This is a genomic window from Nonomuraea corallina, assembly GCF_027620315.1.
GTDB classification, from domain to species: domain Bacteria; phylum Actinomycetota; class Actinomycetes; order Streptosporangiales; family Streptosporangiaceae; genus Nonomuraea; species Nonomuraea corallina.
In genome coordinates, this window is record NZ_JAPNNL010000028.1 from 42,630 (window position 1) to 54,380 (window position 11,751).

General features: G+C 70.8%; 10 protein-coding genes. 8 read left to right on the plus strand and 2 right to left on the minus strand.

From position 1 onward, the window contains the following. Positions 1–45: 45 nt before the first annotated feature. Both OUY22_RS10310 and OUY22_RS10315 read left to right on the plus strand, forming a co-directional pair. Positions 46–672: a type 1 glutamine amidotransferase family protein gene (locus OUY22_RS10310; protein ID WP_270154614.1), complete on the plus strand. Its 627-nt coding sequence runs from the start codon at positions 46–48 to the stop codon at positions 670–672. Next, positions 669–1,229: a MarR family winged helix-turn-helix transcriptional regulator gene (locus tag OUY22_RS10315; RefSeq protein ID WP_333486653.1), complete on the plus strand. Its 561-nt coding sequence runs from the start codon at positions 669–671 to the stop codon at positions 1,227–1,229. Before OUY22_RS10310 ends, OUY22_RS10315 begins: the two co-directional genes overlap by 4 nt. A 43-nt stretch (positions 1,230–1,272) precedes the next feature. Here OUY22_RS10315 and OUY22_RS10320 read toward each other — a convergent pair whose 3' ends face one another. Then, positions 1,273–1,677, minus strand: a complete 405-nt coding sequence (locus tag OUY22_RS10320; protein ID WP_270154615.1) for a C40 family peptidase — start codon at positions 1,675–1,677, stop codon at positions 1,273–1,275. A 583-nt stretch (positions 1,678–2,260) separates the two neighbouring features. Here OUY22_RS10320 and OUY22_RS10325 point away from each other — a divergent pair. The 5 genes from OUY22_RS10325 to OUY22_RS10345 all read left to right on the plus strand — a co-directional run bounded on the left by OUY22_RS10325 (position 2,261) and on the right by OUY22_RS10345 (position 6,033). Next, positions 2,261–2,599 carry an STAS domain-containing protein gene (locus OUY22_RS10325; RefSeq protein WP_270154616.1) on the plus strand — a complete coding sequence of 113 codons (339 nt, stop codon included), beginning with the start codon at positions 2,261–2,263 and terminating at the stop codon, positions 2,597–2,599. Between the two features lie 103 nt (positions 2,600–2,702). Then, positions 2,703–3,884 carry a zinc-dependent alcohol dehydrogenase gene (locus OUY22_RS10330; RefSeq protein ID WP_270154617.1) on the plus strand — a complete coding sequence of 394 codons (1,182 nt, stop codon included), beginning with the start codon at positions 2,703–2,705 and terminating at the stop codon, positions 3,882–3,884. 43 nt (positions 3,885–3,927) lie between these two features. Next, complete coding sequence (locus OUY22_RS10335) at positions 3,928–4,986, plus strand: NAD-dependent epimerase/dehydratase family protein (protein WP_270154618.1); 1,059 nt, start codon at positions 3,928–3,930, stop codon at positions 4,984–4,986. 104 nt (positions 4,987–5,090) lie between these two features. Beyond that, a complete protein-coding gene (locus OUY22_RS10340; RefSeq protein WP_270154619.1) occupies positions 5,091–5,555 on the plus strand; it encodes an ATP-binding protein in 465 nt (154 codons plus the stop codon). A 73-nt stretch (positions 5,556–5,628) separates the two neighbouring features. Beyond that, entirely contained in the window at positions 5,629–6,033 is a 405-nt protein-coding gene (locus OUY22_RS10345; RefSeq protein ID WP_270154620.1) for a DnaJ family domain-containing protein, read from the plus strand. Positions 6,034–6,149: 116 nt separating this feature from the next. Here OUY22_RS10345 and OUY22_RS10350 read toward each other — a convergent pair whose 3' ends face one another. Continuing rightward, positions 6,150–8,501, minus strand: a complete 2,352-nt coding sequence (locus tag OUY22_RS10350; RefSeq protein ID WP_270154621.1) for a glycoside hydrolase family 6 protein — start codon at positions 8,499–8,501, stop codon at positions 6,150–6,152. A gap of 298 nt (positions 8,502–8,799) precedes the next feature. Between OUY22_RS10350 and OUY22_RS10355 the strand changes: the two genes are divergently transcribed. Then, positions 8,800–11,730 carry a glycoside hydrolase family 48 protein gene (locus tag OUY22_RS10355; protein WP_270154624.1) on the plus strand — a complete coding sequence of 977 codons (2,931 nt, stop codon included), beginning with the start codon at positions 8,800–8,802 and terminating at the stop codon, positions 11,728–11,730. Positions 11,731–11,751 lie beyond the last annotated feature (21 nt).

The following is an 11,751-nucleotide window of genomic DNA, read 5'->3' on the forward strand; positions in this document are numbered from 1 at the left end:
ACGGATACAGTTGACAACATAATGTCGTTATGACAGTATATTGTCGTGAACGAAGCGAAGAAGACGATCCATGTGGCGACGTACGACACCATGGCCGACTGGGAGGTCGGGCACGCGACGGCGCATCTGCGCAGCGGCCGCTTCCACCGCGACGGCGACGGCTACGAGATCGTCATGGTCGGTCTCACCCGCGACCCCGTCACCAGCATGGGCGGCCTGCGCATCACCCCCGGCCTGGCCCTCGACGAGCTCACGCCCGACCGGAGCGCGCTGCTGATCCTGCCCGGCGCCGAGCTGTGGGACGTGGGCGACTCCCTCGCGCCGTTCGCCCGTACGGCGCGCGCGTTCCTCGACGCGGGCGTCCCGGTCGCCGCGATCTGCGGGGCCACGGCCGGGCTCGCCAGGGAAGGACTGCTCGACCAGCGCGCCCACACCAGCGGGGCGCTGGAGTACCTCCAGGCCCAGGAGGGCTACTCCGGCGCCGACCGCTACGTGGAGGCGGACGCAGTCACCGACGGCGACCTGGTCACGGCCGGGCCCACCGAGCCCGTGGCGTTCGCCAGGGAGATCTTCCGCCGGCTCGACGTCAGCCGCCCTGAGGTGATCGACGCCTGGTACCGGCTCTTCGCCCGCAGCGACGCGTCGGCGTACGAGGTCCTGGTGTCGGCGTGAGCGACGCGAACCAGCACCTCGACGGACCCGCCCCGCCGCCGGGCGGGTCCAGTGACGAATTGGACGAACTGGAGGTCGGGGCGTTGCTGTCGGACACCGCGGTGACGGTGTTCCGGTTGCACGGGCGGTTCCTGGAGATGTCCGAGACGCTGGCCCGTCCGGCGGGGTTGACGGCCGCCTGGTGGCAGGTGCTCGGCGCGGTGCTGCGCGAGCCGCTGCCGGCGGCGGGCATCGCCAGGGCGATGGGCATGACCCGCCAGGGCGTGCAGCGGGTCGCCGACCTGCTGGTGGAGAGGGGCCTGGCCGAGTACCGGCCGAACCCCGCGCACAAGCGCGCCAAGCTCCTCACCCCGACCGCCGAGGGCAGGGAGGCGATCGCCAAGATCAACCCCGGTCATCGGGAACTGGCCGCCAGGTTGGCGCGCGAACTCGGCGTCGACGGCATGCACGCCTGCCTGGAGTCCCTGCGACGGCTCAACACGGCGATGGAACACATCACCGCCTCCTGGCCACGCCCGGAGACCACCGCCGCCGCACACCGCCGTCCCACCCCCTGAACCCCCGCCGAGCCGGCTCCCGCGGTCGAGTCGCCGTGGGCGTTCAGCGGGCGTCGTTCGACCCGGGGCGGACGGCGCCGAGGTAGGTGCGCCGGTCGAGGGGTTCCACCCGTACGCGGCCGCCGGTGTACGGGGCGTTGACCATCCGCTTGCGGCCGATCGCGACGGCGACGTGCTCGGGGCCCGGGCGGTGCCGGTTGCTGTCGTAGAAGACCAGGTCGCCGGGGCGCACCGCGTTCCTGGGGATCCGGGCCCCTTCACGCCACTGCGCCTGCGAGGTGCGGGCGATGGTCACGCCCACCGTGGCCCACGCGTACTGCGCGAGCCCGGAGCAGTCGAACCCCCAGACCCTGGCGCCGCGGCCGATCCCGTAGCCGGGGCCGCCGGTGCCGCCTCCGCCCCACGAGTACGGGAGCCCGACCATGTCGAGCGCGGTCCGGGCCGCCATTCGTCCCCGGTGGTAATCGGACGCCGGAGCGTCGTCATTACAGTCGTCCCGGTCCCAGGAGGAACAGTCGTGGGCCATTGCCGTGGCGGAATCAACGGCGCTGACGAAAGCACAGGCCAGGGCTGTGAGTATGAGTACGCGTAGTGCCCGCATCTCTGTTTTCACCGCTTCTGCGTCATTGGACGCGCCGATCCTCGCCGCCGGCGCAGCCTCGCTGTCCCTCTGATGAATGCTCCACGAGCTATGGGGATAAAACGCCCTTTAACCAGGAGAGACGCGTGTATGGCGACAAGCTGAAAAATAGGCTCTAATGGCGCAGCGGCAAAAGCGGAACAGTCCGGACATTTCCTCATTCGGAGGCGCGGTATATTCCGTTCACGGAAAGGGGTTTGGCCTTCCATGAGCGCGCCCGTTCGCCGGGCCGGACCGCAGTGGCGGCCTTCATGAGAAGGTGTCAATTCGGTCATTTTCCTGCGAAGATTACATAGACGGGCATATTTCGTGTATCGTGGGCCCCGGCCGGCGCCTTCCGCCACGAGGCCCGGTGACAACCCCCTGAGCCAGAGAGGGGGGTGTGCGCGTGATGAGCGACGACACGGAACGACTGCTCTACCAGGACGCCCAGGTGCACGTCATCGCGCGATGTCCGCCGCTGACGATCCTCCTGGTGGGTGAGGTCGACATCACCAATAGCCAGGAGCTCGCCCGTACTCTGCGACGTTCGTGGAACGGCGGCGAGCCGCTGGTCGTCGACACCGGCGCGCTGACCTTCGTCGACCTGTCCGGCCTGCGCGTGCTGGCGCTGCCCGCGCTGCCGCCGGAAGACCGGTGGATCAGGCTGATCAACCTGACCCCGTGCCAGAAGCGGCTGCTGGACCTCATGGGCTGGCGCCAGAAGGCCCGCGCCCGCCCGCTCGCCTGACCCGCCACCCGGAAGGCCCCCGCGCGACCGTGATCCCGCCGTGACCCGGTGTCTAGGCGGTCGCCCCGGGGGTATGCGGGGCGGATCGACGAGGGAGGGAACCATGAAGGCCGTCACCTGGCACGGCAAGAGGGACGTACGGGTCGAGCAAGTGCCCGATCCTGAGATCAAGGAGCCGAACGACGCCGTCATCAAGGTCACCAGCACCGGCATCTGCGGCTCCGACCTGCACCTGTACGAGGTGCTCGGGCCCTTCATGCAGGAGGGCGACATCCTGGGTCACGAGCCCATGGGCGTCGTGGAGGAGGTCGGCGCCCAGGTGACCGGGCTCAAGCCGGGTGACCGGGTGGTGATCCCGTTCAACATCTCCTGCGGCCACTGCCACATGTGCGGGCTGGAGCTGTACGCCCAGTGCGAGACCACCCAGGTCCGCGAGCACGGCATGGGCGCGGCCCTGTTCGGCTACACCAGGCTCTACGGCCAGGTGCCCGGCGGGCAGGCGGAGTACCTGCGGGTGCCGCAGGCGCAGTTCGGCCCGATCAAGGTGCCCGATGGGCCGCCGGACGAGCGGTTCGTGTTCCTGTCGGACGTGCTGCCCACCTCCTGGCAGGCCGTGGAGTGGGCGGAGGTGCCCGAGGGCGGCAGCGTGACCGTTCTGGGCCTGGGCCCCATCGGGCAGATGTGCGCCCGCATCGCCCGCCACCGCGGTCACCGGGTGATCGGCGTCGACGGGGTGCCCGCCCGCCTGGAGATGGCCCGCCGACACGGCATCGAGGTGATCGACGCCTCCGACGTCACCGACGTGCCCGCCGCGATCCGCGACCTGACCTCGGGGCGCGGCACCGACTCGGTGATCGACGCGGTCGGCATGGAGGCGCACGGCTCGCCGGGCGGCAAGCTGGCCCAGAGGATCACCGGTCTCCTGCCGGACGCGGTGGCCGCGCCGCTCATGACCCACGCGGGCGTCGACCGGCTGGCCGCGCTCAACCAGGCCATCGAGAGCGTCCGGCGTGGCGGCACCATCTCGGTCATCGGCGTCTACGGCGGCATGACCGACCCGCTGCCGATGCTGCGCATGTTCGACAAGGGCATCGCGCTGCGCATGGGCCAGGCGCACGTCAAGCGCTGGATCGACGCGCTGATGCCGCTGCTCACCGACGACGCCGATCCGCTCGGCGTGATGGACCTCACCACGCACACCATGCCGCTCGACCAGGCGCCGCAAGCGTACGAGATGTTCCAGAAGAAGCGGGACGGGGTGGTCAAGATCCTGCTCACGCCGTGACGCGGGCGGTTTCGCTGCCCGTGGCGTGGGCAGCCCCACGCGCATGAGAGTCGTGGTGGTGGGGGCGACGGGCAACGTCGGGACCAGCGTGGTGCGGGCCCTGGAAGCGGACGAGAGCGTGACGTCGATCGTCGGCGTGGCCAGGCGGCCGCCCGGCTCGCGCGAGGGCCGGGTCGAGTGGCACAAGGCCGACGTGGTCCACTCCGACCTGTCGCCGATCTTCGAGGGCGCCGACGCGGTCGTGCACCTGGCGTGGCTGTTCCAGCCGACCAGGGACGCCGTCGTCACCTGGCGGGCCAACGTGCTCGGCAGCACCCGGGTCTTCAGGGCCGCGGCGGAGGCGGGGGTGTCCGCGCTGGTGTACGCGTCCTCGGTGGGCGCGTACTCGCCCCGGCCCAAGGACACGCGGGTGGACGAGAGCTGGCCCACGCACGGCTTCCCCGGCGCCGCCTACGGGCGGGAGAAGGCCTACGTGGAGCGGGTGCTCGACGTGTTCGAGAACGACAACCCGGGCATCCGGGTGGTCCGCATGCGGCCCGGGTTCATCTTCAAGCGGGAGGCGGGCACCGAGCAGCGCAGGCTGTTCGCCGGGCCGTTCCTGCCGCGCCGGCTGGTCAAGGCGGGGCGCGTCCCGTTCGTGCCCGACATCCCCGGGCTCAAGCTGCAGGTGCTGCACGCCGAGGACGCCGCGCAGGCGTACCGGCTGGCCGTCACCCGTGAGGTCAGCGGGGCGTTCAATCTCGCGGCCGAGCCGGTGCTCGACCCGCGCGCGCTGGCGGAGTTGCTCGGCGCGCGGGTGGTGCCGGTCTCCGGGCCGCTGGCCAGGGCCGCCGTGTCGGCCGGCTGGCATCTGCGGCTGGTGCCGGCCGCGCCCGGCCTGCTGGAGCTGGCGCTCGCCATTCCGCTGATGAAGACGGACCGGGCGCGGCAGGAGCTCGGCTGGGAGCCCCGGCACACCGCGCAGGACGCGATCCTGGAGGCGCTGGAGGGCATCCGGGAGGGCGCCGGGGCGGACACCGCGCCGCTCGCCCCCGACAGCGCGCGGGGCCGGCTGCGCGAGCTCGTCACGGGAGTCGGCGGTCGTTCCACCCCGGAAGGCTGATCCCGGGTGTAAACCGGTCAGACCGGGGGAACAAGCGGACTGCGCGAGGTCCGGAAGCGCGGCCTGCGTGTCATCCGACACGGAGGAAGCGTGAGGAGGCTGGGATGCGCACTCTGCTGACCCGATCCATCACCGGCACGGAGGTCGCCGACCTGCGCCGGGCGGTCGCTCGCCACGCGACGGGCTGCGGGCTGGCGAGCCCTCGCCTGGAGGACTTCGTCCTGGCCGTGCACGAGAGCGTCATCAACGTGGTGACCCACGCGGGCGGGCACGGCCACGTGAAGCTGTGGACGGTGGACGGGGTGCTGGGCGCCGAGACCGTCGACCACGGGGCCGGCATCCCCGGCGGTTATCTGGAGGTCCACCGCCGGCCTCCGGCGACGGTGTGCGACGGCCGGGGCCTCTACCTCATCCGCGAGCTCAGCGACGGCGTCACCGTCCGCACCGGGCCGCGCGGCACCCGGGTCGAGATCACCATGCTCCTGCCCGTGCGCCGGGTGCGGCGCCGGTCGCCGATGAAGCGCATCCGGGTGGCGGCCGACGGGCAGCCGGGCGGGTTCACCGCCTGATCACGGACGCCCCGGCGGGCTCTCGCGTACCCCGGGTAGCCTCGCAAGGAGAGCCGAGATCAGGGGGTCGCGTGTGAGCGAGCGCAAACCGCCGGGAGTGCCCTTCGAGAGCTGGGTCGATCGGCAGATCCGCGAGGCGATCGAGCGCGGGGAGTTCGACGACCTGCCCGGCGCCGGCAAGCCCATCCCCGGGCTCGACCAGCCGTACGACGAGCTGTGGTGGGTCAAGCAGAAGGTGCGCGCCGAGGGCCTGTCGATGCCGCTGCCGCCCACGCTGCAGCTGCGCAAGGACGCGGAGGAGGCGCTGCGCCAGGCCGAGGGGGCGCGTACCGAAGCCGAGGTGCGGCGGATCGCCGGCGAGATCAACGACCGGATCCGCGAGGCGATCAGGACCGGGCTGCCGGGGCCGCCGCTCAACCTCGTGCCCTACGACGTCGAGCGCCTGGTCGCGGAGTGGCGCGAGAGGAACGCGGGCTGAGAGCGCGGTGAACGCCCCGCCGCGTGCGACGGGGCGTTCACCAGGGGTGGGAACAGGACCCAGACCGGGGCAGGTCCGGCGGTCTGGGCCCTGTGCTCGTTGTCAGGTGCCGGAGGTCAGGACAGCGGGGGGTACGCGTTCCTGAGCAGCTCCCTGAACTGGGCGGAGAACCACTGGCCGGAGATCGGCGCGTCGGGCAGGGCGCCGGTCAGGTTGTTGCCGTTGAGCTCGTTGCCCGTGTAGGTGGGGTCGCACATCCGGTCGAAGCGCTTGCCCTGGTCGTTGTCGATCTCCCTGCTGGCGCCGTCGGACTCGCCCGGCGGCTTGATCCACACGTAGGCGTCGAAGCCGGCCGCGGGGCTGGCCTGCGGCCGCTCGCCGAGGCCCGCGCCGCTCTGGTTGCACCAGTTGCCGGCGTGGATGCGGCGGTCGACGCGCGACTCCTCCACGAACGTGTTGACGTTGGTCGAGCTGCTCGGCCCGGACGGGCGGGCGGTGCCGCCCCAGCCGTTGCGCGAGGTGTCGATGAGCATGCCCAGGCCCTGGCGGAAGCCCTTGGCGATCAGAGCGTTGCGCAGCGCGGTGGCGAAGCTCGCCTCGTCGATGTAGTAATTCCAGTCGACCCACTCGGACTGGCGGACGGTGGTGCCGTTCACCATGGTGTTGATGGTGAAGTGCGGCTCCCTGAGCGCGGAGTAGTTGGCGGTGTTGACGATGAAGCCGTCCACGCTGTCGACGCCTGCGGCTGTGCCGGCCACGGTCTGGTAGAAGAGGTCGACCGCGGGCTGGAAGTTGGAGTCCCAGCCGAGCCAGGCGTGGTGGGCGGCGTCGATGTAGGTGTAGACGTTGGTGATCGCGTGCAGCTTGTCGAGCGCGTAGCGGACGCCGTCACGGTAGCCGCCGGGGCCGTCGGCCTCGCGGCAGTCGGCGAACTGGTCGGTGTTGGTGATCAGGTTGGGCAGCGAGTCCGGCTCGATGATCGTGACGATCCTGAGGTTGGCGTACTGCGGGTCGTCGAGGATGCCGGCGATCGGGTCGATGTACTCGGCCTTGTAGCGGTTGAAGCCGTTCTGCGCGATGCGCAGCTCGCCGTTGGAGGCCAGCGCCGAGCAGTCGCGGTTCGGCAGGTTGTAGATGACGACCTGGATGGTCAGCGGCGCGGTGCCGTTGGCGGCGTCCTGGGCGACCGCCTCGTCCATGTGCTCCCGCAGGCTCATGGCGGAGGCGGAGCCGCCGATGGCGGCGATCCGGTCCATCCACACGGCGGTGGAGATGTTGGCCACCGCGGCGCCGCCGGGCTCGGCCGCGGCCTTGGCCGACCAGTCGGGGTTGACGTAGCCGGTCGCTCCGGCGTACGGGTTCTCGACGTGGACGGGGTTGGTGCCGCCGTCGTCGTCGGCCTCGGTGGCCGTGACGGTCCGTGAGGTCAGGCCGGTGGACGCCACGGTGAAGGTGCGGGTGCCGGCGGTGGTGTCGGAGTCCTGCGCCGCGGCCAGGGTCACCGTCTGCGGGGTGTTCCAGTTGTCCGGGGTGAAGGTGAGCGAGGCCCCGGCGGAGACGGTCAGGTTCGTGTCGCCGCTGCCGCCGGTCGAGGTGACGGTCACGTTCGCGCTGGGCCTGGCGGCCAGGCGGACGGTGTACGTGGCGGTGCCGCCTTCCGGCACGGTCACCGACGTGGGTGTGACGATCAGCGACTGCTCCACGGCGGCGTCGTCGTCCACCTCGCTGGCGTTGACGGTCGCCGAGGTGGCGCCGGTGCCGCCGACGGTGAAGGCGGCGGTGCCGGAGGCGGTGTCGGCGTCCTGGGCCGCGGCCAGCGTCACGGTCTGCGGGGTGTTCCAGTTGGACGGGGTGAAGGTGAGCGAGCCGCCGGAGGAGACGGTCAGGTCCGTGTCACCGCTGGCCCTGGTGGTGCTGACGGTCACGTTGGAGGTGGGGGCCGACGACAGGCGGGCGGTGAAGGTGGCGGTGCCGCCCTCGGGGACCGCCACGGAGCTGGCGGAGGTGACGACCGAGGGGGTCTCGCCGCCGGGGGCGCCGCAGGTGGTGCCGTTCACGGCGAACGACGTCGGGTTCGGGTTGCTGCCGGTCCAGGTGCCGTTGAAGCCGATGGAGGTGCTGGCGCCGGTGGCCAGGCTGCCGTTCCACGGCATGTTCCTGCCGGTCACGGTGGTGCCGGACTGGCTCCAACTGGCGCCCCAGCCCTCGGGCGTGTAGCGCTGGCCGGTGGTCGGGAAGTCGAAGGTCAGCGTCCAGTTGCTGAGGGGGTCACCGAGGTTCTTCAGGGTGATGCCGGCGGTGAAGCCACCCTGTCCCGGACTGGATGTCCACGTGTTGGCGGTGTACACGACGTCGCAGGAGACCGCGGCGTGCGCCGCCGTCGTCTGGCCGGCGACCAGGCCGAAGGCCGCGACGCAGGTCGCGGTCGCGGTCACGGCCCATTTACGCAGGCCGCGTGGGATGTTCACGAGTCATCATCTCCAGGGGGGACAGAGGCTGACTTGGGAGCGCTCCCATCGTGCAACCGGGTCCGCCAGGGTGTACAGCCGACGACGCTGCGCGAGCCCCGCCCCGCGGTCACACGCTCGCCGAACGCCGATGAACCGGTGTGAAACTTTCATGCCACGCCACCAGGTGAGAGGAAATACGGCTGTCACGCGGAGGGCGTTTCGTTGACACCGGCTCCACGGCGCATCGCACAATCCCCATGGGAGCGCTCCCACCCCCTACTCCCATGGAGCAGCCGTGATCCGTAGACCCCGTTCGATGCTCTCACGCCTGGCCAGGAGGCTCGCCGCACCCGCGGTCCTGGTCCTCGTGGCGGGCACCACCACCGTACTCGCCCAGGCGCCGGCCAGCGCGGCCGTCGCCTGCCAGGTGACCTACGCCTCCAACGACTGGAGCAGCGGCTCCAGCGGCGGCTTCACCGCGGCCATCACCATCGAGAACCGCGGCGACCCCCTCACCAACTGGACCCTGACCTTCGACTTCCCCACCACCACCCAGCGCTACCAGCAGGGCTGGAGCGCCACCTGGAGCCAGTCCGGCACGCGGGTCACGGCGCAGAACATGCCGTGGAACGGCAACCTGGCCACCGGCGCCAGCACCTCCATCGGCTTCAACGGCACCTGGTCCGGCAGCAACCCGGCGCCGACCAGTTTCGCGATCAACGGCACCACCTGCGGCGACAGCGGGCCCGTCAACACCCCGCCCACGGTCTCGCTGACCTCGCCGACCGCCGGGCAGAGCTTCACCGCCCCGGCCACCGTGCCGATCGCCGCGACCGCCGCCGACGCCGACGGCACCGTCGCCAAGGTCGACTTCTACCAGGGCAGCACGCTGCTGGGCACCGACACCAGCGCGCCCTACACCTACAACTGGCAGAACGTGGCGGCCGGGAACTACTCGATCACCGCCAGGGCGACCGACGACGACGGAGACACCACCGTGTCGTCGCCGGTCGGGATCACCGTCACGTCGAGCAACACCCCCGCGCTCCTCGTCAGCCCGCTCAGCCTTGCCGTGCCCGAGTCGGGCGACGCCTCCTTCAGTGTCCGGCTGTCGGCGCAGCCCTCCGGCAACGTGTCCGTCACCACCGCGCGGGTCAGCGGCGACACGGACCTGACCGTCGGCACCGGGGCCACCCGCACGTTCAGCACCTCCAACTGGAACACCGCGCAGACCGTGACGCTCAACGCGGCCGACGACGCGGACGACACCAGCGGCTCCGCCGTGTTCCGGGTCAGCGCGAGCGGGTACGCGCCGGTCGACGTCAACGCCACCGAGGTGGACGACGACGGGTCCGGCGGCGACAACGAGTACATCCAGCGCTTCACCGAGCTGTACAACGACCTGCACGACCCCGCCAACGGCTACTTCTCGCCCGAGGGCGTGCCGTACCACTCGGTGGAGACGTTCATGGTCGAGGCGCCCGACCACGGGCACGAGACCACGTCCGAGGCCTACAGCTACTACCTGTGGCTGGAGGCGGTCTACGGGCAGGTCACCGGTGACTGGTCGAAGTTCAACAACGCCTGGGCCTCCATGGAGAGGTACATCATCCCGGCCACCGCCGACCAGCCGACGAACTCGTTCTACGACCCGTCCAAGCCGGCCACGTACGCGGCCGAGCACCCCAGCGTCAGCGACTACCCGTCGCAGATCGAGCAGGGCGTGAGCGTGGGCACCGACCCGATCGCGAACGAGCTGCAGAGCGCGTACGGCACCCGCGACATCTACGGCATGCACTGGCTGCTCGACGTCGACAACACCTACGGCTTCGGCCGCTGCGGCGACGGCACCACCAAGCCCGCCTACATCAACACCTACCAGCGCGGGGCCGAGGAGTCCGTGTTCGAGACGATCCCGCAGCCGTCGTGCGACACGTTCGAGCACGGCGGGCCCAACGGCTTCCTCGACCTGTTCATCAAGGACTCGTCCTACGCCAAGCAGTGGAAGTACACCAACGCCCCCGACGCCGACGCCCGCGCCGTGCAGGTGGCGTACTGGGCGCTGACCTGGGCCAAGGCGCAGGGCAAGGAGTCGCAGATCTCCGCCACCGTGGCCAAGGCCGCCAAGATGGGCGACTACCTGCGCTACTCGATGTACGACAAGTACTTCAAGCAGCCCGGGTGCACCAGCCCGTCCTGCCCGGCGGGCACCGGCAAGAACGCCGCCTCGTACCTGATGTCCTGGTACTACGCCTGGGGCGGCGCGACCGACGCCAACGCGGGCTGGGCCTGGCGGATCGGCTCCAGCCACAACCACTCCGGCTACCAGAACCCGTTCGCGGCCTGGGCCCTGTCGAACGTCACCGAGCTGCGGCCGCGCAGCTCCACCGGCGCCAACGACTGGAGCACCAGCCTGACCCGGCAGCTGCAGTTCTACACCTGGCTGCAGTCGGCCGAGGGCGCGATCGCGGGCGGCGCCACCAACAGCTGGGAAGGCGACTACGGCACCCCGCCGAGCAACCTGCCCAAGTTCCACGGCATGACCTACGACTGGCAGCCCGTCTACCACGACCCGCCGTCGAACCAGTGGTTCGGCTTCCAGGCGTGGACGATGGAGCGGGTCGCGGAGCTGTACAACGTGACCGGCAACGCCGACGCCAAGCGGCTGCTCGACAAGTGGGTGGCCTGGGCGCTCGACAACACCACGGTCGGGACGGACGGCAGCTACGAGATCCCGTCCACGCTGCGCTGGACCGGCGCGCCCGCGGGCAACTTCAACGCGACCACCGGCATGCCGCCGGCCAACCCGAACCTGCACGTCGAGGTCGTCAACCACACCCAGGACGTCGGCGTGGCCGGCTCCTACGCCAAGGTGCTGATGTACTACGCGGCCAGGGCGAACCACGCCGAGGCCCGTGACACGGCCAAGGCGCTGCTCGACGCCGTGTGGGAGAACCGCGACGACAAGGGCGTCTCGGTCGAGGAGACCAAGGCGGACTACCAGCGCGTCAACGACCCCGTCTACGTGCCGCCGGGCTGGACCGGCACCATGCCGAACGGCGACCCGATCAACTCGAACTCCACGTTCATGTCGATCAGGTCCTTCTACGAGGACGACCCGGACTGGCCCGAGGTCCAGGCGTACCTCAACGGCACCGGGCCGGTGCCGACGTTCAACTACCACCGGTTCTGGGCGCAGGTCGACGTGGCCGTGGCCCTGGCCGAATACGGGCGGCTCTTCCCGTGATCAGCCGCACCCTCCGGAGGG

Excerpts from the sequence above, each read along its gene's own strand:
- OUY22_RS10320 (WP_270154615.1), bottom strand. The coding sequence starts at position 1,677 with ATGGCGGCCCGGACCGCGCTCGACATGGTCGGGCTCCCGTACTCGTGG.
- OUY22_RS10325 (WP_270154616.1), top strand. The coding sequence starts at position 2,261 with ATGAGCGACGACACGGAACGACTGCTCTACCAGGACGCCCAGGTGCAC.
- OUY22_RS10330 (WP_270154617.1), top strand. The coding sequence starts at position 2,703 with ATGAAGGCCGTCACCTGGCACGGCAAGAGGGACGTACGGGTCGAGCAA.
- OUY22_RS10335 (WP_270154618.1), top strand. The coding sequence starts at position 3,928 with ATGAGAGTCGTGGTGGTGGGGGCGACGGGCAACGTCGGGACCAGCGTG.
- OUY22_RS10340 (WP_270154619.1), top strand. The coding sequence starts at position 5,091 with ATGCGCACTCTGCTGACCCGATCCATCACCGGCACGGAGGTCGCCGAC.
- OUY22_RS10355 (WP_270154624.1), top strand. The coding sequence starts at position 8,800 with ATGCTCTCACGCCTGGCCAGGAGGCTCGCCGCACCCGCGGTCCTGGTC.